Origin of the sequence: Actinomyces sp. 594 (genome assembly GCF_019325145.1) — a bacterium.
In the GTDB taxonomy this organism is placed as follows: domain Bacteria; phylum Actinomycetota; class Actinomycetes; order Actinomycetales; family Actinomycetaceae; genus Actinomyces.
In genome coordinates, this window is the sequence record NZ_PIZC01000057.1 from 54,908 (window position 1) to 78,500 (window position 23,593).

Sequence of the window (23,593 nt, forward strand, 5' to 3'; positions counted from 1 at the left end):
AGCTGATCCGGGCGCAGCCCTCCCGGCGTCTGGGCTGTCTCCCGCAGCCGGGGCAGCTACGTCGGAGTGCTCGCTTGTACGCGATTCCCCGACGCCGGCCCGCGCCGCACCCGTGTGCCGTGCCCGGCCGCCGGATCGACGTGAACGCTTGGACGGCGCCAACAGCGTGGCGGCAATGTCATCGGAGCGCCGCCGGGTGTCCTTGCCTACTCCATCACTGGCGGCTGCATCAGCCGTACCGCCGACACCGCTCCGAGGCGCATCGGGGAAGAACACATCCGAGGGCCGCCGCTCGGGATGCTCCGCCTGCGCATCCGGAATCAGTGCCTGCAGGCCACGCCCCAGTCCGCGCTTCTTCTGAGCCATCGTCATGCCTCCGTGGATTCTTGCCGCTGCTCCTGTGCCGGCATCACGGCGGCGCGTGCAGCGATCTCAAAGGCCAGCTTCTTGTATGCGACCGCTCCCGTTGAGCGAGGATCCCAGAACACGACCGGTGAGCCGAAGGACGGTGCCTCCGCTACACGCACCGACCGAGGAATTCGGGTCGTGAGAGTGGCCTGCGGGAAGTAGGTGCGCACCTCCGCCTCGACCTCCTTGGCGAGCGTCGTGCGGTTGTCGAACATGGTCAGCGCGATCATCGACACCGCCAGCTCAGGGTTGTGAATCTGAGCGATCCGCTCAACTGATCGCGTCAGCAGCGCCAGTCCCTCCAGCGCGTAGTACTCCGCCTGCATGGGGATGAGTACCTCGCCCGCAGCCACGAAGGCGTTAATGGTCATAATGCCGAGGCTGGGCGGGCAGTCGATCAGTATGTAGTCGATGCGGGGAAGTCCCTGCGCCTCGCGATCACGCAGGAACTCCTCCAGCGCCAGCCGCATACGCGACTCGCGCTGCGCGGAGTTGATCAGCTCGATCTCGACCGCGGCCACGTCAATGGTCGAGGGCACGCACCACAGCGTCTCGGCGAAGCGGGTCTGCACGACTACCTGGTCAATGCGCGCGCCCTCAACCAGCACGTCATAGATGGAGGGCTGGTCCTCATCATGCTCGACGCCGAGCGCCGTGGAGGCATTGCCCTGCGAGTCGGCGTCGATGACCAGCACGTGCAGTCCCGCCTCCGCCAGGGCGGCGGCCACATTCACAACCGTCGAAGTCTTCCCCACGCCGCCCTTCTGGTTGGCCACCGCGATGATGCGGGTGTGCTCGGGCCGGGGGAAGCTGCCCCCGGCAACCTCATCCAGGGTTGAGCGGTCAGCGCGGAGCTGATCGAAGATGGATGATCCTGACAATCTGCTTCTCCTACAGCGACATCCCGGCGCGCACGCCTGTTCGGCCGCTTCAGTGTACGTGAGAAGCCGACGCCAGCCGGTCAGCGCGAGGCCGGTCGGCGCACTTGCACCACCTTGGTGAGTTCGCCGTCGGGCGTTACCACCTCATGAATCACGGCCGGCTCAAGCCGCGCACGCTTGATGACGTACTTGGCTTCGTCCACCTCGGCCTCGGCACGCGCGCCCTTAAGCGCCAGCAGGCTGGCACCGGGCTTCAGCAGAGGTGAGGTAATCCTAATCAACTTTGTGAGGTTAGCCACAGCGCGGGCGGTGACGGCCGCGTACCGGGCCCGCAACTCCTCCGCGCGGGCACGCCTGATAGTGACATTGTCCAGGTCCAGCTCAGCGACCACATCCTCCAGCCACTGCGTGCGGCGCTCCATCGACTCCACCAGCACCACGTCGAGGTCTGGGCGCAGCAGCGCCACAACCACACCCGGGAAGCCGGCACCGGTACCGATGTCCGCCACCGTGCCGTGGTCGGGCAGGAACGGCACCACCGCCGCAGAGTTGATGATGTGCCTGGTCCACAGGCGGGGCAGCTCCCGCGGACCCAGGAGCCCGCGCAACTCACCCTGCTCTGCCAGCATCTGGGCGAAGTGCTCGGTGGCGTAGAAGGCGGGGCCGAACATGGCCCGCATCTGCTCCGTCGGCTGCTCCACTGCACCTGCCGGAGACTGAGCCTGAGACTCAGACCCGGAGGCCTCCGCCTTTGCGGGGGTGCTCATGGGATCAGTCCTGCTCAATGCCGTCGGACTCGGGCATGCCGTCCGCAGTCGCAGCGTCCTTAGGCCCGGTGGCATCGTCCGCGCCGACTTCCTCCACGCCTTCGGCTTCCTCGTCCTCGTCGACGCCATCGGCCAGCATTACGACCACGTGCCGGTGCGGTTCGGCGCCCTCGGACTCGGAGTACAGGCCGGCGGCGGCAACCACGTCGTGGCAGACCTTGCGCTCGAAGGGGTTCATCGGCGCCAGGGATACCGGCTCGCCGGTCGCCTGCACCTTCGTAACCGCCTCCTGGGCGATCTTGGTCAGCTCGGCGCGCCGGCCGGCGCGGTAGCCATTGATGTCGAGCATCAGACGAGAGCGGTTGCCGGTGCGCGCCTGGACCGCCAGGCGGGTGAGTTCCTGGATGGCCTCAAGCACCTCGCCGTCGCGCCCCACGAGGTCCGCGAGCTCGCGCTCGTCACCCTCCTCGGAGGCGATGACGGCCACGGACGCCCGACCGTGGTCGACGTCGATGTCGATATCACCACCGAGGTCAACGATGTCAAGGAACTCCTCCAGGTAGTCGGCGCCGATCTCGCCCTCCTCCTCGAGGTCCTTGACCGAGACGGCCTGATGCTTGGGGCGTGCTGGGTAGTCGTTCATGCTTGCTGCTGTCCTTAATTACTTGAATTACTCGCCCAGTGCTTCGAGCTGGGTGAACTGCTGGGTATACGGCTGGTTCGGTGGTCAGGGTCTATGGCCTGCGCGCTCCGGCCCGGCGACGGGCTGCCGTTCCGGGCGCGCAGGGGGGCGGCAGTCAGCGCGGTCTGCGCTTGCCGCTCTTCTTGCTCTTGGCGGACTCGCCCTTGCGCTTGGCGGCAGCCTGCTTGCGGGCGCGTGCACGCCTCTCGTAGCGGCGCCTGGCGATCTCCTCCTGGGTGAGCCCGACGGCGTTGGTAGAGTCCCCGGCGCTCCCGGCGCTCTCAGACCCGCTGGTGGTCTCGGGTCCCTGGCTGTTAATCGCCGAACCCGGCTGGGCTGACTTGGCAACGCTAGTTCCGGAGGCCTTCTGGGTGCGCTTCTTCTGGCGGTCCTTGCGTACCGGCTGGACGCGCTGCCCAGAGGTGGCAGTGCCCTCGGCCTCCGCCTTGGCGCGTTCCTCCTCCTCCAGGGAGGGCAGGCCCTTGCGTGCACGCCTGGCGTTCTCACGCGCACGCATCTTCTTCTCCGCCTCTGATCCGGGCGCCGGCATGTTGCGGATGGTGAAGAACTGCTGGCCCATGGTCCACAGGTTGGTGGTGACCCAGTAGACCAGCACGCCGATCTGGAACTGCACCCCGGTGAAGGCGAAGAAGATCGGCATGATCGTGATCATCATGCGCTGGGAGCGCATGGCCGGATTGTCACTGTTCTTGACCGAGTCCGGCATGTTCTTCATGCTCAGCTGCGCCATCGTGTACCACTGAGTGACGCTCATCAGGATGATCATCAGCACCGTGACGATCTTGACCGTGACCTCGCTGGAGTTCATGAAGGAGGCTGACAGGGGCGCACCGAAGACAGTGGAGGCCTGCACGTGCTTGGCCAGCTCGGCGGTGAGGGGGCCGATGGAGCTGTGATCGGCGTAGCCGTCGGTGGCTACCGCCTCCAGGTTGGCCAGCACGCGGAACAGCGCGAAGAACACCGGCATCTGGATCAGGATAGGGAAGCAGGAGGCGAAGGGGTTGGTGTTGTGCTTGCGGTACAGCGCCATCATCTCCTCCTGCTGGCGCTGCTGGGAGGCGGGGTCCTTCTTGCCCTTGTACTTGTTCTGCAGCGCCTGCAGCTCGGGCTGCATCAGCTGCATGCCGCGGGAGGCGCGGATCTGCTTGACGAACAGCGGCATGATCAGCAGCCGCACAAACATGGTCAGGCCGATGATGGACAGTACCCAGGCGACGCCCGGCCCATCGGGGAGACCGATGAAGACGAGGAACCGATGGATGCTGACCATGACCCAGGCGACCGCGACCATCAGGGGCCACAGGATCGTGTCCATTGCACTCCTTGTTCGAGACTTACTTGGAAGCTGTATTGCGGCTCGCGGCTGGTGGCCGCCGCGTATGCGCATCCGGGCGGCGATGCCCATCTGCGCCTGCGGCCGTGCCGTGTCAGGCCGTGTCAGGGAACTGCACCCGGCGCGGTCGGCGCGGGTGTGGCGGTAACGTCGCCGGGCGGGGCGCCGTGGCGGACTCGACTCGACGATGAGTCACAGTCATCCACATAAAAGCGCGGCACATCGGCAGGCAGGTGGTAGCGCCAGCGGCCCGGGTCGGGTACGTGGTCGACGCCGCCGCGAGTCAGCGGGTTGCAGCGCAACAGCCTCCACGCGGCCAGGAGCGCACCCTTGAGCGCGCCATGCACCTTGACCGCCTCGACCGCGTACGCCGAGCAGCTCGGGTAGTAGCGGCAGCGCCGCGGCAGGCCCGGCGAGATCCAGCCCTGGTACAAGCCCACCAGGGCTACCAGCGCCCTGGCGGCGGCGGACTGGGAGCGCTCGTGCGACATAGTCATCGACGCCTCCCCGTGTGTGCCAGGGCGCGGCTACGGGTAAGCAGCCGATCCAGGTCCGCAGCCAGCTCGGCGCTGGTAGCACCGTCGGCTCCGGCCAGGCCCCTTACCACTATGCGGGCGCCCGGCTCCAGGTCATCGAGCCGTTCCCGCAGCAGTGCGCGCACCCGCCGCTTAATCCGGTTGCGGTGGGTGGCGCGTGCGACCTGCTTCTTGGACACGACTACTCCGATGCGCGCAGGCTGGACGGGCGCTGCCGCAGGCGCCGGGGCGCCGCCCGCACCCTGTACCCCGTCCTGGACGGGAGGCGCGGTGAGGACTTCACCGGGGGCTGCGCAGTAGTGCACCACCAGCCTGCGACTGCCGCTACGCGCACCGGATCTCACTGCGGCCGTAAAGTCCTCCGACCGCAGCATCCGGTGCGACGCCGGCAGCACCTCAGGCGGCGAGACGGGCGCGGCCCTTGCGCCGGCGCGAGGCCAGGACGGCGCGGCCGGCACGGGTGCGCATGCGCTTACGGAAACCGTGCACCTTGGCGCGGTGACGGTTGTTGGGCTGGAAGGTCCGCTTGCTCACGGGTGTACTCCTGGTGCGATGATCGGAACCGTGCATCGCCAGTTGCGGCACGGTCGCTCGCGCTGGCTGCCCCATGGTCCGGGACCTGACTCCACGCGAACGTCCGCACCACAATAGGGTCACGCTTTCCCTGCGGTCAAACGGATACGGCCGCATTGTGATGAGAGCCGGGACACGCTTCGCGACCGCCCGCTCCCGGCCCCGGCGGCAACCCAGGCTGCACGGCGGGGCACCGCGCGCAGGCACGCCCGGATGTGCTTGTCCCGAGCCTGTGAACATCGCCGCGCATGCCCTGTGAACTACACCCGGTGAACCTCGCCCGGCGAGCTCCCGGCCGGTGCCGGCCCGCTGCCACCCGTCGTCGGCGCCGCCACCTCCCCGGCACGGGTCAGATCTGGCCAATAGCAGGCCAGAAGCATTCCAGCAGGATGCCGATCCGTGCGCGATCGCGCATCCCGCTCCCGCGAGGGTGACATACTCATCCCCAGTTGTGGACAACCCTGTGGGCAACGATCCACGCGCCCCCAGGGCGAGCCGTGAGCCCGCACCCGGCTACCGGTGCCCGGCTCCGGCCCACCGCACGGAGCGCTGCCGGAACCGCCACCGTGATGCAGGCCGCCCTGGCCTACGTCGGAATCGGTTACGGTTCCACCAGCGGATCCGTCCAGCCGGCACCCAGCCGACCGGTCGATCATCGAGTCATCCACCCCATACCAGGTATCAGTTCTCAAGCATCAGTCAGGAGTCAGCCGTGGCCGACGAAGCGACGACACAGTGGCGCTCGGCCCTGGAGATCCTTGCAGGCTCCGCCGAGCTCGGTCAGGGCAAGCTGTCCATCATCCGTACCACTCATGCCGTCGACGTCGACGGCACGCTAGTGCTCATCGTCGGCTCTACCTTCGCCAGGAATGTGGTGGACAACGCCCGCGGCCATATCGCGCAGGCGCTGCGCCGGGTCTCCGGTTACGACGTCCCCTTCGAGGTCATCGTTGACACCTCCCTGGAGTCATCCGCCCCCGTGCTCGCCAACCGCGCCGATACACCCGCCGTCCGCCTGACCACGCGGCCCGTGGTTGACCAGATTCCCGAGGCCCCCGTGCCGGCGGTGAGCGCGCCCGTGCCACCGGCTGCGCCTGCCGACGACGCCCCTGCGGTCCCGGGCGGCTACGCGACCGCCGAGCCCTCGCCGGCGGTGACCGTTCCTGACGAAGGTTCAGACCTCAACCCGAAGTACACCTTCGATACCTACGTCACCGGCTCCTCCAACCGGCTGCCGCACGCCTCCGCTATCGCGGTGGCCGAGGCCCCGGCCAAGGCCTACAACCCGCTGTTCATCTACGGCGGCTCCGGCCTGGGCAAGACGCACCTGCTGCACGCCATCGGCCACTACGCCCGCAGGCTGTACCCCTCTATCCGGGTCAAGTACGTATCCAGCGAGGAGTTCGTCTCCGACTTCATCGCCTCGGTGGCCGACGGCCGCATGGACGCCTTCAAGCGCCGCTACCGGGAGGTCGACATCCTCCTGGTTGACGATATCCAGTTCCTGCAGGGCAAGGAGCAGACGCTCGAGGAGTTCTTCCACACCTTCAACGCCCTGCACACGGCCAACAAGCAGGTCGTACTCACCTCCGACCAGCCGCCCAAGGCGCTGGGCGGGTTCGAGGAGCGGCTGCGCTCGCGCTTCGAGTGGGGCCTGCTGGCCGACGTGCAGCCGCCGGACTTCGAGACCCGCACGGCGATCCTGTCCCGCAAGGCCAGCGCCGAGGGGCTTGACCTGCCCGCCGACGTCCTGGAGTACATCGCCAGCCGGGTCACCACCAATATCCGTGAGCTCGAGGGCGCCCTGATCCGGGTGACCGCCTTCGCCTCACTGACCAAGCAGCCGGTGGACCGCACCCTGGCGGAACTGGTGCTCAAGGACATCATCACCGATCCCGCCAGCGAGGAGATCACCTCTGCGCTGATCATGGCGCAGACCGCCGACTACTTCGGCATCACGATCGATGACCTGTGCTCGTCCAACCGCGCCCGCACAATCGTCCACGCCCGCCACATCGGCATGTACCTGTGCCGGGAGCTGACTGACATGTCCCTGCCGCAGATCGGACGCGAGTTCGGCGGCCGCGACCACACCACGGTTATGAGCGCGGACAAGAAGATCCGCACGCAGATGCCCGAGCGCCGCGAGACCTACAACCACGTGGCCGAGCTCACCGCGCGCATCAAGCAGGCCGCCCAGTCCGCCACCGCTTCCTGACGCGCCGGCGCCCATCTCTCCTCGGCCTAACACCCGCGGGGCGGTCAGGCGTACGAGTGTTCGTGCCCTGTTACGAGCTTTTGCACCCTGGTGCACGGCTGCAGCGTGCGCACTAGGGTGCAAAAGCTCGCATCAGACAGGCCGGCGGGGCTGTGGAAGACGCTGCGGAGCGACAGTGGACGTCCCGGGCACTCCTGTGGAGCCGGCCATCGCCGTCTGGGGAGAGCCCAACCGGGGAACTGCCACAATCCACCGGCCGGCCGAGGCGTCCACGGAACTACGAGCTTGTAGTTCCACAGCCCCCTGGCGCGCGCCGCCGCCGCAAGCGCCGCTTTTCCCCAACTTCCACACCACCTATAACCCCTACAAGACTTGTCATTCACGATCCGCCACGCACGCCCGCACCAGGGATCCGGGACCCCCACCCGGCAAACACCTCAATGCGGCATCCCGGTCATGCGTCTACACTCGGCGGCAAACCGCATACACATCACGCACGTGCCGGGAGCGCCCGGCCGCCGAGGAGGCACTACATGAAGCTCAGGGTCGACCGCGACGTCCTCGCTGACGCCGTCACATGGACCGCGCGCTCAGTGCCGGCACGCCCCCCGGTGCCCGTGCTGGCCGGCGTCCGCCTGGAGGCCACCTCCACCTCCCTGATCCTGGCCTCCTTCGACTACGAGGTCTCCGCCCACTGCGAGATCCCGGCCGACGTCGAGGAGGAGGGCGTGGTGCTCGTCTCCGGTCGGCTGCTTGCAGACATTGCCAAGGCGCTGCCGTCCAAGCCGGTGGACCTGGAGGTCGAGGGCACCAAGGTGACTGTCACCTGCGGCGCCTCCCGCTTCGCGCTCGCGGCCATGGCGGCCGAGGACTACCCGGCGCTGCCGCAGATGCCGGGCGTGGCCGGGACCGTCGATGCCCACGACCTCGCCGAGGCCGTCTCCCAGGTATCCATCGCCGCTTCCCGCGATGAGACCCTGCCGCTGCTGACCAGCGTGCAGATGGAGGTCGACGGCGCCTCCCTGACGCTTATGGCCACTGACCGCTATCGGCTGGCCGTGCGGGAGATGACCTGGCAGCCGCAGGACCCCCAGCTCTCAACCCACGCGCTGCTAAAGGCCCGCACCCTGTCCGACGTCGCCAAGTCCCTGACCTCCACGGGTGACGTGACGGTGGCACTCACGGAGGCGGCCGAGTCCGCCTCCAGCCTCATTGGCTTCGAGGCCGGCGGCCGGCGCACCACCAGCCTGCTCACCGACGGCGATTACCCGCCCGTGCTGCGCCTGTTCCCCGAGTCCACCACGATTCACGCCACCGTTGGCCGTGAGGAGCTCATGGGCGCCGTGCGCCGCGTCAGCCTGGTTGCCGACCGGGCCGCCCCGATCCACATGTCCTTCACCGAGGGCAACCTGGCGCTGGACGCCGGCCAGGGGGACGACGCGCAGGCCTCCGAGCAGCTAGTCACCCACCTGGAGGGCGAGGACATCGCCACCGCCTTCAACCCCGCCTACCTGCTCGACGGCCTGGGAGCCATTAACCAGCCGTACGTGCGCTTCGACTTCACCCACCCGTCCAAGCCCGCGGTCCTGACCGGCATGAGCGCCATCGGCGGCGAGGAGGACACCTCCTTCCGCTACCTGATCATGCCGATCCGCTTCGGCGCCTGAGGCCAGCCCCGACCCAGATGCATTCGGCTGCCAGCCGCGGAAATCGCCGCGCGCGGGTGACGGGGCGGCAGGCCCGCGGGCGCCCGCCGTCGGGAACCGGTCGAGGGAGGTGCGGCCGCCGTGTACGTCTCTGATCTTGCACTGGATGACTTCCGCTCCTTCCGCGAGCTGGTCCTGGCGCTCCAGCCCGGGCCGACGGCGTTCATCGGCCCCAATGGGCAGGGCAAGACCAACCTGGTGGAGGCGGTGGCCTACCTGTCTGCACTGTCCAGCCACCGGGTCGGCACGGATATGGCGCTGGTGCGGCGCGCGCCGGCCGGTGAGCCACAGCCCGGTGGCGCCGTGATCCGTGCCAAGGTGGTTCACGGCGAGCGCCCCAGTGTGCTGGAGCTGGAGCTGATCGCGGGGCGCGCTAATCGGGCCCGCCTGAACCGTGCCTCTGCGCGGCCACGCGACCTGCTCGGCGTGCTGCGCACAGTCGTCTTCGCCCCGGAGGACCTGGCCCTGGTGCGCGCCGAGCCGGGTGTGCGCCGTCGTTTCCTGGATGACCTGGCTGTCACCCTGCGTCCGGCACTGGCGAGTGTGCGCGCCGAGCACGACAAGATCCTCGCCCAGCGCGCCAGCCTGCTGAAGTCGGCTCGCGCTGCGCGCGCCTCCACCACCTCCATGCTCTCCACCCTTCAGGTCTGGGACGCCCAGCTTGCGGCGGCCTCCGCCCGCCTGATCTCCGCCCGCGTCGACGTCGTGCAGCGGCTGCGTCCGTGGGTGGCCGAGTGCTACGGCCGGGTCAGCCAGGGCCGCTCGGCCGCCCGCATCGCCTACCGCTCCAGCCTGCTCGCGCACGAGGGCACCCCAGAGCCCGACCCGACCGCCGAGGCGACCTTCTTGGAGGCGGAGGAGACGCTGGTGGACTCCGCCGCCACTGCCGCCCGCCTGGAACAGGCCATGGAGGACCTGCACGCCCGCGAGATCGACCGGGGCGCCAACCTGGTGGGTGCTCACCGCGACGACCTGTCCCTGTTCCTGGACGCCCTGCCGGCCAAGGGGTTCGCCTCCCACGGGGAGCAGTGGTCCCTGGCCCTGGCGCTGCGACTGGCCTCCTACGAGATGCTGCGTCACGACGTGGACGCCTACGGGGGTGACGGCGAGCCCGTACTGATACTCGACGACGTCTTCGCCTCCCTGGACGACGCCCGCCGCCGCGCCCTGGCCGGCATTGCCGCCGACGCCCAGCAGGTGCTGCTCACCGCCGCCGTGGACGCCGACGTGCCCGCGGCCCTGGACGGTGCCCGCTTCCACGTGACCAATGGCGAGTCCGGATCCCGGGTGCTCCATGACTGAGCCGCACCTCGATCCGACCGCGGGTGCCGCGGAGGCGTCCGCGCCCGGCGCGGCAGATGCCGACTCGGCCGATGCGCTGGCGGCGCGGGCCCTGGCCCGGGAGCGCGGGCGTGCCTGGGATGCCGGCCTGAGCCGCCGCGCCCTGAGCCGGCAGGCGGCGAATGCCGACGGCGTGGCCGCCTGGGATCGGCGTCGAAGAGGCGCCGGGGACGAGGACGCGGATGCCGCCGACGGTGCGGAGATGGATCGCGGGCCCGGCCTGCCGCCCGGCCGCGACCGGCCCGGCCCCACCCGCTTCGATCCGCGCACCGGCAAGCAGGACCTGCGCCGCTACGCCGAGCGGCACGGCTGGGCGTCGAAGCTGGCCATGGCCAGTGTCTCGGTGCGCTGGCGGGAGATCGTCGGCGAGCAGATCGCAGCGCACGCCGTTATTGAGCGCTTCGAGCCCGGCCGCCTGACCCTGCGGGCCTCCTCCAGCGCCTGGGCGCAGCAGCTGCGGCTGCTGCTGCCCGGCATTGAGCGGCAGGTGTCCGAGGCGCTGGGCGAGGACGGTGGCGCCGTCGAGATCCGCATCCTGGGGCCTGCCGGACCCACCTGGCGGCACGGGCGCTTCGGGGCCGCCCGCGGCGGCCGCGGCCCCCGTGACACCTACGGGTGATCAACCAGGTGACGTTGCCCACGTCGCGATTAGTGCAATGACGGTCGATACCGGGTATCAGCACGGTAGAATCGCCACGGAAATGCCCATGGTGCGCCCAGGGCCATGCGCAAGGTACCCACCTACACGCGCCGGGTCCCATGCCCGGATTCCGGCGCCTGAGTGAGCGCATGAGACTGGCCCGGCGCACATGACGAGGAGCAACTGATACGTGTCTGACCTGGATCAGCCTGTGACTGCCGACGGTAGTACCCCGAATCCCGAGGCCACAACTGCCTCTGCCGCTGCGGAGCCCGAGGCCGCGGGGACTACCCGCACCGAGCACGGTTACGACGCCGGTGACATCACCGTCCTGGAGGGCCTGGAGGCGGTGCGCAAGCGCCCCGGCATGTACATCGGCTCCACCGGGGAGCGGGGCCTGCACCACCTGGTCTACGAGGTGGTGGACAATGCCGTGGACGAGGCGCTTGCGGGATTCTGCGACCACATCGAGGTGACCATCCTGGCGGACGGCGGCCTGCGCGTGGTTGACAACGGCCGCGGCATTCCCGTGGACGAGCACCCCACCGAGCACAAGCCTACCGTCGAGGTGGTCATGACCATCCTGCACGCCGGCGGCAAGTTCGGCGGCGGCGGCTACGCCGTCTCCGGCGGTCTGCACGGGGTGGGCATATCCGTGGTGAACGCCTTGTCCACCCGTGTGGACACCGAGGTGCGCCGACAGGGCCACGTGTGGCGCATGAGCTTCGGCGACGGCGGTCACCCGCTTACCCCTCTGGCACGGGGCGAGGAGACCGACGCGACCGGTACCACCCAGACCTTCTACCCGGACCCGGCCATCTTCGAGACGACCGTATTCGATTACGAGACCCTGCGCCGTCGCTTCCAGCAGATGGCCTTCCTCAACAAGGGCCTGCGCATCACCCTGACCGACGAGCGCGAGGGCGTCACCGACTCCGGCGACGAGATCACCGGCGATGAGCTCGGCCCCGCCGACGACCCGGTCAAGGGCCACCGGTCCGTGACCTACTGCTATGAGCACGGCCTGCGCGACTACGTGGAGTTCCTCAACCGCTCCAAGAAGGTTGAGCTGGTCCACCCCGAGATCATCGACTTCGAGGCCGAGCAGGACCTCGGCGACGGGCGCGCCATCAGCCTGGAGATCGCCATGCAGTGGACCGGCGCCTACTCCGAGTCGGTCCACACCTACGCCAACACGATCAACACCACCGAGGGCGGCACCCACGAGGAGGGCTTCCGCACGGCGCTGACCACCCTGGTCAACAAGTACGGGCGCGAGAAGGGCCTGATCAAGGACAAGGATGACAACCTCACCGGTGACGACATCCGTGAGGGCCTGACCGCCGTCATCTCCGTCAAGCTCACCGAGCCGCAGTTCGAGGGGCAGACCAAGACCAAGCTCGGTAACACCGAGGCCCGCACCTTCGTGCAGCAGACCGTCTACGCCCGGCTCGGCGACTGGCTGGACTCCCACCCCGCCGACGCCAAGGCCGTGCTGACCAAGGCGACCCAGGCCGCGGCCGCCCGGCTGGCCGCCCGCAAGGCCCGGGAGGCCACCCGCCGCAAGGGGGTGCTGGAGACCGCCTCCATGCCCGGCAAGCTGCGTGACTGCTCCTCCCGCAACGCCGAGGAGTGCGAGATCTTCATCGTCGAGGGCGACTCGGCCGGCGGCTCCGCCGTCGGCGGCCGCGATCCCGAGCACCAGGCGATCATGCCGATCCGCGGCAAGATCCTGAATGTGGAGAAGGCCCGCCTGGACCGGGCCCTGTCCTCGGACACCATCCGCTCCCTGATCACCGCCTTCGGCACCGGCATCGGTGAGGACTTCGACATCTCCAAGCTGCGCTACGGCAAGATCGTCATCATGGCCGACGCCGACGTCGACGGCCAGCACATCGCCACCCTGCTGCTGACCCTGCTGTTCCGCTACATGCGGCCGCTGATCGAGCAGGGTCACACCTACATCGCCATGCCGCCCCTGTACCGCCTGAAGTGGGTGGGCGCCGAGCACGAGTTCGCCTACTCCGACGCCGAGCGAGACCAGCTGCTCGCCGCCGGCGCCGAGGCCGGGCGCCGCCTGCCCAAGGAGGGCGGCATTCAGCGCTACAAGGGCCTGGGCGAGATGAACGACCACGAGCTGTGGGAGACCACCATGGACCCGGCCAACCGGATCCTCAAGCGGGTCACCCTGGATGAGGCGGCCGACGCCGACGAGACCTTCTCCATCCTCATGGGGGACGACGTCGAGCAGCGCCGCTCCTTCATCCAGCGCAACGCCGCCGACGTCCGCTTCCTGGACATCTAGGCGGCGGGGCCCGACCCCCGACAGCGGCCGGACCCGACCCGGCGCCTGTCGGCTCGCCGTCGGCCCGCGCACCACTGAACCTCAGCACCCCACCAGCAAAGGAAATCCGTGAGCGACGAGACCACCGAGCTCCCCGCCGTGGAGCCGACCGGAGACCGCATCCATCCGGTCGACCTCCAGATGGAGATGCAGCGCTCCTACCTCGACTACGCCATGAGCGTGATCGTCGGGCGCGCCCTGCCCGATGTGCGTGACGGGCTCAAGCCGGTTCACCGCCGCGTCCTGTACGCCATGTACGACGGCGGCTACCGCCCCACCGCCTCCTTCTCCAAGTCTTCCCGCGTGGTGGGCGAGGTCATGGGTAACTACCACCCGCACGGCGACGCCGCCATCTACGACGCGCTGGCCCGCCTGGTGCAGTGGTGGTCCCTGCGCTACCCGCTGGTGGCCGGGCAGGGCAATTTCGGTACCCCCGGCAACCTGGGGCCGGCCGCCCCCCGCTACACCGAGTGCAAGATGGCGCCGCTGGCCATGGAGATGGTCCGGGACATCGACGAGGAGAGCGTCGACTTCCAGGACAACTACGACGGCCGCAACCAGGAACCCGTCATCCTGCCCTCGCGCTTCCCCAACCTGCTGGTCAACGGCTCGGAGGGCATCGCGGTGGGTATGGCCACCCGCATTCCCCCGCACAACCTGCGTGAGGTCGCCGCCGGCGTGCAGTGGTTCCTGGACCACCCCGACGCCTCCCGTGAGGAGCTGCTGGAGGCACTGATTCAGCGCATCCCCGGCCCCGACTTCCCCACGGGTGCCACCATCCTGGGACGACGTGGCATCGAGGACGCCTACCGCACCGGCCGCGGCTCCATCACCCAGCGGGCGGTGGTCAGCGTCGAGGAGATCCAGGGCCGCCAGTGCCTGGTGGTAACCGAGCTGCCCTACCAGGTCAACCCCGACAACCTGGCCGACAAGATCGCGCAGCTGGTGCGCGACGGGCAGGTCAGCGGCATCGCCGACATCCGCGACGAGACCTCCGGCCGTACTGGGCAGCGGCTGGTCATCGTGCTCAAGCGCGACGCGGTGGCCAAGGTGGTGCTGAACAACCTCTACAAGCGCACCCAGCTGCAGGACAACTTCCCCGCCAACATGCTGGCCCTGGTGGACGGCGTGCCGCGCACCCTGTCCCTGGACGGCTTTGTACGCCACTGGGTGGAACACCAGATTGACGTGATCGTGCGTCGCTCCCAGTTCCGGCTGCGCAAGGCGGAGGAGCGGCTGCACATCCTGGAGGGCCTGCTCAAGGCCATTGACGCCCTGGATGCCGTTATCGCACTGATCCGCCGCTCTCCCACCACCGATGAGGCCCGTACCGGGCTGATGGAGCTGCTCGGCGTCGACGAGGCCCAGGCCGAGGCCATCCTCTCCCTGCAGCTGCGCCGCCTGGCCGCCCTGGAGCGGCTCAAGATCCAGCAGGAGTCCGACGAGCTGACCGCCCGCGTGGCCGACCTGAAGGACATCATCGCCGATCCTGCTCGCCAGCGCGCCATCGTCTCCGAGGAGCTGGCGGAGATCGTCGACAAGTACGGCGACGAGCGCCGCACCAGGATCCTGCCCTTCGACGGGGAGGTCAGTGCCGAGGACCTGATTCCCGAGGAGGAGGTGGTGGTCACCATCACCCGCTCCGGCTACGCCAAGCGCACCCGCACCGACGCCTACCGCTCCCAGCACCGCGGCGGCAAGGGCGTGCGCGGCGCCGCCCTGCGCGAGGACGACGTCGTTGACCACTTCTTCGTCACCTCCACCCACAACTGGCTACTGTTCTTCACCAACCTGGGCCGCGTCTACCGCGCCAAGGCCTACGAGCTGCCCGAGGGCGGCCGCGACGCCAAGGGGCAGCACGTGGCCAACCTGCTGGCCTTCCAGCCGGGCGAGGAGATCGCCCAGGTCATGGAGCTGAGCGACTACCAGCAGGCCGACTACCTGGTGCTGGCCACCCGCCGCGGCCTGGTGAAGAAGACCCGCCTGACCGAGTACGACTCCAACCGCTCGGCCGGGCTGATCGCCGTTAACCTGCGTGAGGACGCTGAGGGCAACCCCGATGAGCTGGTCTCCGCCGCCCTGCTGTCCGCCGGGCAGGACCTGCTGCTGGTCTCCCGGCACGGCCAGGCGCTGCGCTTCCACGCCGACGACGCCACCCTGCGTCCGACCGGCCGTGCCACCAGCGGTGTGACCGGTATGCGCTTCCGCGACGGTGACTCGCTGCTGGCCATGGATGTGGTGGATCCCGCCTGGGAGGACGCTGACCTGTTCGTCGTCACTGAGGGCGGCTACGCCAAGCGCACCCTGGCCACCGACTACCCGGTCAAGGGTCGTGGAGGCCTGGGCGTCAAGGTCGCCGACCTGGTGGAGGAGCGCGGCGACCTCGTGGGCGCCCTGACCACCGCCCCCACCGATGAGGTCATGTGCATCATGGCCTCCGGGAAAGTCGTGCGCAGCGCCGTCGCCGAGGTCTCCCGCACCGGGCGCAACACCCGTGGCGTCACCTTCGCCAAGCCCGATGCGGGCGACCGCATCATCGCCGTCGCCCGCAACGCCGAGGACGAGCTTGACGCCGAGGATGAGGAATCGGCCTCGGAGCCGTCGGCCGGCTCGGCGGAGCAGGTGGCCGACGAGACCGGAGTGGACGCTGCGGGCCCTGGCGCCGACACGGTATCGTCTGAGGACGACGAGAGTGAGGTTCAGGCATGAGTCAGCCGGAGTCCTACCCGCCCGCCCAGGGCGGACAGAACCAGTCCCCCGCCGCGGCCGAGCCGGCGGCACCCGCGACGTCCCAGACTGTCCCCGAGCCGAATGACGGCGAGCACAAGCCCGCCAAGACAATCGTCGGCCCGCGCCGGGTCCGGCTCGCCCTGACGCGAGTTGACCCGTGGTCGGTGATGAAGGCGTCCTTCCTGCTGAGCGTGGCCGCCGGCATCATGCTGGTGGTAGCTGCCGCCTTCGTGTGGTTCATGCTGGATGCGATGCACGTGTTCTCCACCATCCAGGACCTGGTGGGCACGGTGATGGACTCCAGCAACAACGCCTACTCGGCGCTGATCGAGTACATGAAGTTCTCCCGCGCCATCTCCATGGCCACGGTGATCGCCGTCGTCAACATCATCCTGATGACTGCCCTGGCGACGATCGGCGCGTTCCTGTACAACATCACGGCTGCGCTCGTCGGTGGGGTTCATCTCACACTCGCGGACGAGTGATCGCATTTGGTGTGCGGCGGCTCGGTGGGCTAATCTCTCCTGCGTCGCAAGGGCCTATAGCTCAGTTGGTTAGAGCGCATCCCTGATAAGGATGAGGTCGCTGGTTCGAGTCCAGCTAGGCCCACTGTCCGCGGTGGAACATGAGGAGGCTTCATGAAGAGCCGAGTACTCCTGGTCGCCGCGGTTTTTTCGTTCCTCGGGGTCGTCGGCTACGCCACCTGGTTGAAGCTGGAGGCGGCTCGGGCGGAGCGGGCTGCATGGGCGGAGGTCACCGACCCCGTCGCATGAAGGGGCCATGGCGCAATTGGTAGCGCACCTGCTTTGCAAGCAGGGGGTTACGGGTTCGAGTCCCGTTGGCTCCACTCACTCTCTTCTTCCCTACCCAGCTCCCCTCACCGAGTTCGGTAGACGTTACGTGCCGAAGTCGGTAGTTGTTACGTGCCGAGTTCGGTTCGGGTGGTGCTTCGGTGGTCGGTGCCGTTGCTTGTACGACCTCGCGGGGCAGTGCGCGAGCAGGGGTGGTCTTGATGTGCGTGGCGGGCACCGCTCGGGGATGAGTCAGGGCGCTTCCCCATGGAGCCGGCGGTTCGACGACGTCAGACTAGATGCATGAGCACAGACACTCACGGATCCTCAGGCACCAACTACGACTCCGGCTACGATTCGGCGGGCGGGGCGCCGCGCACCGTGGTTGACTGGATCACCGTCGCCGGCGATCAGCTCATCGCAACCGTTAAGCAGCTGGTGGCCGACGGGAATGTCCGTCGGGTCATCCTGCGCGACTCCTCCGGCAGGGAGTTTCTGAGCGTGCCCCTGACGGCGAGCGCAGTTGTTGGCGGCATTACGGTGCTGGCTGCGCCGGTGCTTGCCGCCATCGGCGTTGTCGCAGCCATGGTCGCAGAGGTCACTCTTGAGGTGGAGCGCGTCGACCGCGGTAGCAGCACAAACGGTGAATCCGGGGTTGATCCCACCGGCGAGGAGCCACTGCCTAATCCCGGCCCGGAGGCATAGAGCGTTAAGGCAATGCCCGTACCGGCAAGTGCTGGCCGCGCGAATCTCGAACTGTGCAGGCCCGATCCACAGGTGCTCGGGGTTTGCGTGCACAGGCGGGCGCTCGGGCTGTCCCCAAGCTGTGGGTTGCTGGGTTTTCGGCTTGAATGCGCGGCCATGACGGGTTCATCCCCAGCTGTGTGCAACCCTGTGGAGAACCACAGCGGTGTACTTCCCCAGCTGCCTCCACAGGTGTGGAGGAATGACAGCGGTGTACTTCCCCAGGATCCACAACGGTGGGTACACCTGTGGAGACAACGGCGATGACGGGTCATCCGGTTTGAGGGTGTGGTGGCTGTGCCGGGGTGAGTTGTCTGCTGCGCGCGCTGGACGTTAACAACGCTACTTAACGGTCTGGTGTATACCTCGGGCCCCTTCAGCAGACGGTTAACAGGCGTTGTTAACCCCGAAGTGGCGTTGCAGATGATCCCGTGTCGTCGACGACCGCCCGCCGACAGCGACGACGTCCTCGCCCACCCGAGGACGACTCCGCATGCCCGAGGACGACCTGCACGGGTCGAGCACGTCCTTATAAGCCCGAAGCCTCCACAGCCGGTTTACTTCATGACTGCGCGCGACGCCGGCCGGACAGGGGTGGCCTGCGAACTACGCAGGCGCCTGGCGCCGTCACCGCGTCCCCGGCGTGTGCGGAGTGCGGGTACGCCTATATGCCTCGGGGCGCCCTGCTATGAAGTCGACCCGGGGCCAGGAGCGCGGAGCCCTAGTTAGACCAGAAGCAGGCGGATGGTAGCCAGGGCAACTAGCACCACCGCTACGGCGGCGGTACCCCACAGGCCAACGGCGGTCTGGCGCCCGCGTGGCGCCCAGGCGTAGACCGCTGCCAATGCGAGCCCGGTAAGGAAGCCCCCCAGGTGTCCTTGCCAGGAGATATTTGCCCCTACCACCGAGATCACCATGTTGATCACCAGCAGGCCCACGATGGTGGAGGTATCCCGCCCAAAACGCCGCTGAATCACGAACACGGCGGCAAACAGTCCGAAGATGGCGCCAGACGCCCCCACGGTTCCCGTGACCCAGGACCACGCCGTCGGCGTTGCCAGCCAGTAGATCGCCGTCGACCCGCCGAGGGCGCTCAGTGCCGCCAGGGCGACGAACCGCCAACGGCCCAGCAGCGGCTCAAGCTGGCTGCCCAGCACCCACAGTGCCCACATGTTCATGGCCAGGTGTACCAGCGATCCGTGCAGGAACGCGGTTGACAGGAAGCGCCAGGGCTGGGCTGCGGCCAGTGCGGGGACGAAGTCGAACCAACCGGTGACCGCGGGGTAGGCCATCTGCATCAGGTAGACGGCCACACAAATACCCACTAGCAGCTTGGTGACCAGCGCATCCGCTACTGCGGTACCGCCCAGCACGGTGCGCACGCCGCGCCTACTGGAGCTCGCCCGGCGAGCACAGTCCACACAGTGAATACCGACGGCGCTGGGTACCTGACACTCCGGGCAGGCCGGGCGATCACAGCGCTGGCAGCGCACGTAGGCCACCCGCTCGGGGTGGCGCGGGCACACCGGCGCCGTGCCGTCCTGCGGGTTGGGTCCGGTCATGAATCAATCCCGTCGCGACGACGTCGCCGAGACCACCTCATCGCTGGATGGTCACCGAGGTGATAACAACGTCCTCGAGCGGGCGGTCGCGCGGGTCCGTGGCCACAGCGGAAATGGCGTCCACCACCCGGCGGGACGCCTCGTCGGTGACGGCGCCGAAGATCGTGTGCTTGCCCTGCAGCCACTCGGTGGGGGCGGTAGTGATGAAGAACTGGGAGCCGTTGGTGCCCTTGCCCAGGCGGCGGCCGGCATTGGCCATGGCCAGCACGTAGGGTGCCGTGAAGGTCAGGGAGGGGTCGATCTCGTCGTCGAAGACGTAACCGGGACCGCCGGTGCCGGTGCCCAGCGGGTCACCGCCCTGGATCATGAAGCCCGGGATCACCCGGTGGAAGACGACACCCTCGTACAGGGGGGCGTTGGACTGCTCGCCCGTGCGCGGATCCGTCCAGGTCTTCTCACCGGTGGCTAGGCCAACAAAGTTGGCGACGGTCTCCGGCGCCTGCGCGGGGAAGAGTTCGAGTCGAATATCGCCGAGGCTGGTGTGCAGTGTCGCTTCGATGGTCGCTTCCATGCTCGTCATCGTCGCACGTGTTGCCGGAGCAATCCCGGGACCCGGTGTTCACCCCAGGCAGAACGCTTCCCAGGTTGGTGTGTGGGAGCTGCGTTACAGTGCCACCATTGGGTGAACAACCTCATCGTTCCGAGCAGGGAGACCGACATGGTTTGCAATTTCCGTGACAAGAAGATCGAGTCTGATCGCAGCCGTCTTGAGGCCGCCACGCTCGCGGACAGTATCGCCGCCCAGGCCGGGCGCGCCGTCGGTTGGGCGACGCCGCGCGTGAACCGGGCGCGGGAGGAATTCATCAGGGCCGCCAGGGAGGCGCAGGTACGCGCACAGCCGGTCGTCGAGCAGGCGCGTACGCGGGTGGTTGAGGAGTATGTCCCGGCTGCCCAGCGCGCCGCTGAGGGAGCACGCATCCGGGTGGTTGAGGAGTACGTTCCTGCCGCCCAGCGCGCCGCGATCGCCGCCCAGGAGGCCGTCAACACCGAGGGCACGCTTACCGAGCGCGCCCAGCGCGCCGCCCTTGCCGCGAAGCAGGCGGCACTGACCCCGGAGGTACCAGTGAAGAAGAAGCACCCCGTCCTCAAGACGTTCTGCTGGCTCACCGTCGCCGGCTGCGCCGCAGGTGCCGCGTACGTGATTTGGCGCCGCAGTCAGCCGGTGGAGGACCCGTGGGCGGAGGAGTACTGGGCCGACTCCACCGATGAGCCTGCGGCTGAGGAACCGGTCGCACCGGAGGCCGCAGCCGAGGCCGCTCCGGAGGAGTCAGCCGCCGACTGAAGGCCCGCATAACTCAGCCGGGACGGCTAGCAGGGCCGTCCCAAGGTACGTCGGCACCCATCCGTGGATCACGCGGGTGGGTGCCGACGCGTACCGGCTCCCTCGGCCGACGGCGGCGCCGAGCGGTGGTCGCGAGTGATGGCTGCCGGCGGCGGATATGGGTGACGTCAGTCGATGCTGGCGGTCGCGGCGTCGTCTTCGGCCGCGTCGGCCGGTGGCGGTACACGGAATACGAAATAGGTGTGGTCCTGGACACGTCACGCGGTTAGGGTTGTGCCATGAGCGCCGCCATTCCTGCACCTGCCCTTCCACTTCGCCAGGGCACTGCGGGCGCCGATCCCGTGGTGATCCCGCAGCTCGGATTCGGGACCTACAAGGTCGGTGACGCGGATGCCGAGCGTGCCGTCAGTCAGGCACTGGAAGCCGGGTACCGCCATATCGACACCGCCCAGATGTACGGCAACGAGGCCGGCGTGGGGCGGGCGCTGGCCGCCTCCGGCATCCCCCGTGAGCAGTTGTGGGTCACCTCCAAGCTGAACAACCCCAACCACCGGCGTGACGACGCGCTGCGCAGTTTTGATGCCACCTTGCGGGACCTGCAATTGGAGGTCTTGGACCTGTTCCTGGTGCACTGGCCGCTGGCCAACTCCCCTGGGATCGACTTGGTGGACACCTGGCGCACCATGATTGAGATCCTCCGCTCCGGGCGCGTGCGCGCGATAGGCGTTTCCAACTATCAGGCCGAGCACCTGCGCACCATTATTGACGCCACCGGGGTGGTGCCGGCCATCAACCAGATCGAGCTGCACCCGTACCTGATCCAGCGGGAACTGCGCAATGTCCACGAGGAGCTCGGCATCGTCACCGAGTCCTGGTCGCCGCTCGGCCGCGGCCGCCTGCTGGAGGATCCCGAGCTGGTTCGGGTTGCCGCGGAGCTGGGTGTCACGCCCGCACAGGTTATTGTCCGCTGGCACTTGCAGCACGGCCTGGTGGTCATTCCTAAGACCACGCATGCCGTGCGCATGCGCGAGAATGCCGACGTGTTCAGCTTTGCGCTGAGCCCAGAGCAAATGGCCGCCGTCGACGCCCTGGACCGGGGAATGCGCACCGGCTCGCACCCTGATCAGGTGCAGGTCTGAGCTCGCGGTGAACCGTAGTTCGTGACCGGGTAGGGCGCTGCGGAATGCCAACCGCGGACGGGTCATCCCTTAGGCTAGGGCGCGGCACATCTCGGGCTGCGGGCCGCCGACGTCGTCCGCAGGGCAAGTGAGGAGGCGCGAGTGGCGCGGACTGAGGGTGAGAAGAAGACGAGGCCGGAGCGCTCCGGTAACCCGGCCAAGCGGGCTGCGGCGGAGCGTGCGCGTATTGAGGAGTCCCGGGCCGCCGCCAACCGTGTCTCCCGCGTGCCTCGCAAGGTTAAGGAGAATGGCTCACCGCGCTGGTACGCCCCGCTGATGGTCACGCTCCTGGTGGTTGGCCTGCTGTGGGTGGTGGTCACCTACCTGTTCAAGGGTGCCTACCCGCTGCCGTACTTCGTTGAGAACCATGCCAGTGACTGGCTGGTAAACGGCAACCTGTATGTGGGCTTCGCGATCATGCTGGTGGGTTTCCTGGGCCTGTTGCGCTGGAAGTAGCTGAGGGGAGCGCATGACGGCAAAGAGTGCCCGGCGCCATGCCGGACGGCGTCGGCGAGGCAGGCGGGTATTTAACTCCGTCCTGTTCGGACTGGGTGAGCTGCTGATTACCGCCGGCCTGGTGGTGGCACTGTTCCTGGTGTGGCAGCTGTGGTGGACGGGTCTGGAGGCGAATGCCAGGGCCGACGCCGTGGCCACCGGCTTCGTTTCCACCCAGGTTGATTCCCCTAATGTTGAGGGCACCAGGCACTATGACGATCCGCCCGAGGTGGCACCCGTGGGTTACGGGCAGGTGATTGGGATGCTCGTTGTGCCCAAGTGGTACGGCGTCACTAACAACAACATGCCGATCCTGGAGGGCATAGGTGCCGACGTGCTGGATCAGGCGGCTGCCGGTCACTACCCCGATACCCAGCAGCTCGGCGCCATCGGCAACTTCGCCATCGCCGGCCACCGCCGCACCAACGGAAACTCCTTCAGGCGCATTGACCTGCTGGAGGAGGGCGATGAGATCATCGTGGCCACCCGTGATACCTGGTACGTGTATACGGTTACGAGCCACGAGATTGTTGAGCCCACCGATGTTGACGTGATCGCCCCGGTACCGGGTGAGCCCGGCGTCGCCCCCACCGAGCGCATGCTGACCATGACTACTTGCCACTCGCTGACTGTGGGCGAATGGGGCAATGATCATCGCTGGATCACTCACGCGAAGTTTGCGTACTGGATGGAGCGCGCGGAGGGCCGTCCTGCCTCGGTGCTCAATGACGAGGGGGTCAACTGATGTACGGGTGGATCTGGCGGCACCTGCCGGGCCCGGTGTGGCTGCGTGCGATTGAGGCGCTGGTGTTGGCAGCGGCAGTGGTCCTGTTCCTGTTCGAGGTTGTCTTCCCCTGGGCCAACGAGATGTGGGACCTCTCCGGTGAGGCAACCGTATAGACGGATCTGGTTCCAGGTGTGGGCTGCTGCGTAGGAGCTCGTGCTCGGGAGGTCGTCGTCGGGCTTGTTGGATCGTGCTCGGGTACAGGAAGCCGTCACCGGTGCGCACCGCTGCTGGGCACAGTGCTGCTGCGAAGGGCGCGGACCGGGCCGGCTCGCTCGTACGCCCCGGGGTGAGGGTTCGGTACTTCGCGTGACGGTTCGGCACTTGGCACCGACGCTTCGGCACCGCGACGTGACGGTTCGGCACTTCCGGTGACGGTTCGTACCTTTGCACCGACGCTTCGTACCTCGTGGTGACGGTTCGTACGGTAGGGGTACTGTGATGTCTCATGACTTCTGGGACTGTTGGATCTCATGACATCTGGGAGTGTCAGAAGTCGTGAGATTCTGGGAGGCCC

General features: G+C 68.0%; 22 protein-coding genes, 2 tRNA genes and 2 pseudogenes. 16 read left to right on the forward strand and 10 right to left on the reverse strand.

Going from position 1 to position 23,593, the window contains the following annotated elements:
* From GZ998_RS09810 to rpmH, 8 genes and pseudogenes are all read right to left on the reverse strand, one after another.
* Positions 1 to 366, reverse strand: a pseudogene (locus tag GZ998_RS09810) (chromosome partitioning protein ParB); the annotation flags it as partial.
* 2 nt (positions 367 to 368) lie between these two features.
* Positions 369 to 1,289 (reverse strand): ParA family protein, encoded by a 921-nt coding sequence (locus GZ998_RS09815; RefSeq protein ID WP_219109734.1) that lies wholly within the window; start codon positions 1,287 to 1,289, stop codon positions 369 to 371.
* An 80-nt stretch (positions 1,290 to 1,369) separates the two neighbouring features.
* Positions 1,370 to 1,969 (reverse strand): 16S rRNA (guanine(527)-N(7))-methyltransferase RsmG, encoded by a 600-nt coding sequence (gene rsmG / locus GZ998_RS09820; protein WP_237564428.1) that lies wholly within the window; start codon positions 1,967 to 1,969, stop codon positions 1,370 to 1,372.
* Between the two features lie 91 nt (positions 1,970 to 2,060).
* Positions 2,061 to 2,699 (reverse strand): R3H domain-containing nucleic acid-binding protein, encoded by a 639-nt coding sequence (locus tag GZ998_RS09825; protein WP_162679615.1) that lies wholly within the window; start codon positions 2,697 to 2,699, stop codon positions 2,061 to 2,063.
* Between the two features lie 154 nt (positions 2,700 to 2,853).
* Positions 2,854 to 4,074: a membrane protein insertase YidC gene (gene yidC / locus GZ998_RS09830; RefSeq protein WP_219109735.1), complete on the reverse strand. Its 1,221-nt coding sequence runs from the start codon at positions 4,072 to 4,074 to the stop codon at positions 2,854 to 2,856.
* Between the two features lie 215 nt (positions 4,075 to 4,289).
* Positions 4,290 to 4,583, reverse strand: a pseudogene (gene yidD / locus GZ998_RS09835) (membrane protein insertion efficiency factor YidD); the annotation flags it as partial.
* A 2-nt stretch (positions 4,584 to 4,585) separates the two neighbouring features.
* On the reverse strand, positions 4,586 to 5,086 hold the full coding sequence (gene rnpA, locus GZ998_RS09840) for a ribonuclease P protein component (RefSeq protein WP_308807211.1): 501 nt from the start codon (positions 5,084 to 5,086) through the stop codon (positions 4,586 to 4,588).
* Complete coding sequence (gene rpmH, locus GZ998_RS09845; RefSeq protein WP_073333441.1) at positions 5,025 to 5,162, reverse strand: 50S ribosomal protein L34; 138 nt, start codon at positions 5,160 to 5,162, stop codon at positions 5,025 to 5,027. The genes rnpA and rpmH overlap by 62 nt, the downstream gene beginning before the upstream one ends.
* Before the next feature lie 751 nt (positions 5,163 to 5,913).
* On the opposite strand from rpmH, the gene dnaA reads away from it, so the two are divergent.
* The 11 genes from dnaA to GZ998_RS09900 all read left to right on the forward strand — a co-directional run bounded on the left by dnaA (position 5,914) and on the right by GZ998_RS09900 (position 17,676).
* Positions 5,914 to 7,419, forward strand: coding sequence for a chromosomal replication initiator protein DnaA (gene dnaA, locus GZ998_RS09850; RefSeq protein WP_162679616.1), 1,506 nt, complete (start codon positions 5,914 to 5,916; stop codon positions 7,417 to 7,419).
* Between the two features lie 533 nt (positions 7,420 to 7,952).
* The gene (dnaN, locus tag GZ998_RS09855; protein WP_161923200.1) at positions 7,953 to 9,086 is read left to right on the forward strand and encodes a DNA polymerase III subunit beta; all 1,134 of its coding nucleotides are present in this window, start codon (positions 7,953 to 7,955) and stop codon (positions 9,084 to 9,086) included.
* Positions 9,087 to 9,206: 120 nt separating this feature from the next.
* The gene (recF, locus tag GZ998_RS09860; RefSeq protein WP_219109737.1) at positions 9,207 to 10,427 is read left to right on the forward strand and encodes a DNA replication/repair protein RecF; all 1,221 of its coding nucleotides are present in this window, start codon (positions 9,207 to 9,209) and stop codon (positions 10,425 to 10,427) included.
* A complete protein-coding gene (locus GZ998_RS13185) occupies positions 10,420 to 11,085 on the forward strand; it encodes a DUF721 domain-containing protein (protein ID WP_257505808.1) in 666 nt (221 codons plus the stop codon). The genes recF and GZ998_RS13185 overlap by 8 nt, the downstream gene beginning before the upstream one ends.
* A gap of 211 nt (positions 11,086 to 11,296) precedes the next feature.
* Positions 11,297 to 13,411: a DNA topoisomerase (ATP-hydrolyzing) subunit B gene (gene gyrB, locus GZ998_RS09870; RefSeq protein ID WP_219109738.1), complete on the forward strand. Its 2,115-nt coding sequence runs from the start codon at positions 11,297 to 11,299 to the stop codon at positions 13,409 to 13,411.
* Between the two features lie 108 nt (positions 13,412 to 13,519).
* Complete coding sequence (gene gyrA / locus GZ998_RS09875; protein WP_219109739.1) at positions 13,520 to 16,159, forward strand: DNA gyrase subunit A; 2,640 nt, start codon at positions 13,520 to 13,522, stop codon at positions 16,157 to 16,159.
* Positions 16,156 to 16,665, forward strand: a complete 510-nt coding sequence (locus GZ998_RS09880; protein WP_162679620.1) for a DUF3566 domain-containing protein — start codon at positions 16,156 to 16,158, stop codon at positions 16,663 to 16,665. Before gyrA ends, GZ998_RS09880 begins: the two co-directional genes overlap by 4 nt.
* A 50-nt stretch (positions 16,666 to 16,715) precedes the next feature.
* Positions 16,716 to 16,789 (forward strand) — tRNA-Ile (locus GZ998_RS09885).
* 29 nt (positions 16,790 to 16,818) lie between these two features.
* Positions 16,819 to 16,953, forward strand: coding sequence for a DLW-39 family protein (locus GZ998_RS09890; RefSeq protein ID WP_219109740.1), 135 nt, complete (start codon positions 16,819 to 16,821; stop codon positions 16,951 to 16,953).
* 1 nt (position 16,954) lies between these two features.
* A tRNA-Ala gene (locus GZ998_RS09895) sits at positions 16,955 to 17,027 on the forward strand.
* A 247-nt stretch (positions 17,028 to 17,274) separates the two neighbouring features.
* Positions 17,275 to 17,676 (forward strand): DUF4342 domain-containing protein, encoded by a 402-nt coding sequence (locus GZ998_RS09900; protein WP_219109741.1) that lies wholly within the window; start codon positions 17,275 to 17,277, stop codon positions 17,674 to 17,676.
* 764 nt (positions 17,677 to 18,440) lie between these two features.
* On the opposite strand, the gene GZ998_RS09905 is transcribed toward GZ998_RS09900, so the two are convergent.
* Positions 18,441 to 19,277 carry a rhomboid family intramembrane serine protease gene (locus tag GZ998_RS09905; protein ID WP_219109742.1) on the reverse strand — a complete coding sequence of 279 codons (837 nt, stop codon included), beginning with the start codon at positions 19,275 to 19,277 and terminating at the stop codon, positions 18,441 to 18,443.
* Positions 19,278 to 19,314: 37 nt separating this feature from the next.
* Positions 19,315 to 19,836, reverse strand: a complete 522-nt coding sequence (locus GZ998_RS09910; protein WP_308807212.1) for a peptidylprolyl isomerase — start codon at positions 19,834 to 19,836, stop codon at positions 19,315 to 19,317.
* 159 nt (positions 19,837 to 19,995) lie between these two features.
* On the opposite strand from GZ998_RS09910, the gene GZ998_RS09915 reads away from it, so the two are divergent.
* From GZ998_RS09915 to GZ998_RS09935, 5 genes are all read left to right on the forward strand, one after another.
* Positions 19,996 to 20,619: a hypothetical protein gene (locus GZ998_RS09915; RefSeq protein ID WP_161923207.1), complete on the forward strand. Its 624-nt coding sequence runs from the start codon at positions 19,996 to 19,998 to the stop codon at positions 20,617 to 20,619.
* 278 nt (positions 20,620 to 20,897) lie between these two features.
* Positions 20,898 to 21,758, forward strand: coding sequence for an aldo/keto reductase (locus GZ998_RS09920; RefSeq protein WP_219109744.1), 861 nt, complete (start codon positions 20,898 to 20,900; stop codon positions 21,756 to 21,758).
* A gap of 141 nt (positions 21,759 to 21,899) precedes the next feature.
* On the forward strand, positions 21,900 to 22,253 hold the full coding sequence (locus tag GZ998_RS09925) for a cell division protein CrgA (protein ID WP_161923209.1): 354 nt from the start codon (positions 21,900 to 21,902) through the stop codon (positions 22,251 to 22,253).
* 13 nt (positions 22,254 to 22,266) lie between these two features.
* On the forward strand, positions 22,267 to 23,037 hold the full coding sequence (locus GZ998_RS09930; RefSeq protein WP_161923210.1) for a class E sortase: 771 nt from the start codon (positions 22,267 to 22,269) through the stop codon (positions 23,035 to 23,037).
* A complete protein-coding gene (locus GZ998_RS09935; protein ID WP_202616222.1) occupies positions 23,037 to 23,192 on the forward strand; it encodes a hypothetical protein in 156 nt (51 codons plus the stop codon). Before GZ998_RS09930 ends, GZ998_RS09935 begins: the two co-directional genes overlap by 1 nt.
* Positions 23,193 to 23,593 lie beyond the last annotated feature (401 nt).

Bases quoted from the DNA above. Each gene is read 5' to 3' on its own strand.
- rsmG (WP_237564428.1), bottom strand. From the start codon at position 1,969: ATGCGGGCCATGTTCGGCCCCGCCTTCTACGCCACCGAGCACTTCGCC.
- GZ998_RS09825 (WP_162679615.1), bottom strand. From the start codon at position 2,699: ATGAACGACTACCCAGCACGCCCCAAGCATCAGGCCGTCTCGGTCAAG.
- yidC (WP_219109735.1), bottom strand. From the start codon at position 4,074: ATGGACACGATCCTGTGGCCCCTGATGGTCGCGGTCGCCTGGGTCATG.
- dnaN (WP_161923200.1), top strand. From the start codon at position 7,953: ATGAAGCTCAGGGTCGACCGCGACGTCCTCGCTGACGCCGTCACATGG.
- GZ998_RS13185 (WP_257505808.1), top strand. From the start codon at position 10,420: ATGACTGAGCCGCACCTCGATCCGACCGCGGGTGCCGCGGAGGCGTCC.
- GZ998_RS09880 (WP_162679620.1), top strand. From the start codon at position 16,156: ATGAGTCAGCCGGAGTCCTACCCGCCCGCCCAGGGCGGACAGAACCAG.
- GZ998_RS09890 (WP_219109740.1), top strand. From the start codon at position 16,819: ATGAAGAGCCGAGTACTCCTGGTCGCCGCGGTTTTTTCGTTCCTCGGG.
- GZ998_RS09900 (WP_219109741.1), top strand. From the start codon at position 17,275: ATGAGCACAGACACTCACGGATCCTCAGGCACCAACTACGACTCCGGC.
- GZ998_RS09905 (WP_219109742.1), bottom strand. From the start codon at position 19,277: ATGACCGGACCCAACCCGCAGGACGGCACGGCGCCGGTGTGCCCGCGC.
- GZ998_RS09915 (WP_161923207.1), top strand. From the start codon at position 19,996: ATGGTTTGCAATTTCCGTGACAAGAAGATCGAGTCTGATCGCAGCCGT.
- GZ998_RS09920 (WP_219109744.1), top strand. From the start codon at position 20,898: ATGAGCGCCGCCATTCCTGCACCTGCCCTTCCACTTCGCCAGGGCACT.
- GZ998_RS09930 (WP_161923210.1), top strand. From the start codon at position 22,267: ATGACGGCAAAGAGTGCCCGGCGCCATGCCGGACGGCGTCGGCGAGGC.
- GZ998_RS09935 (WP_202616222.1), top strand. From the start codon at position 23,037: ATGTACGGGTGGATCTGGCGGCACCTGCCGGGCCCGGTGTGGCTGCGT.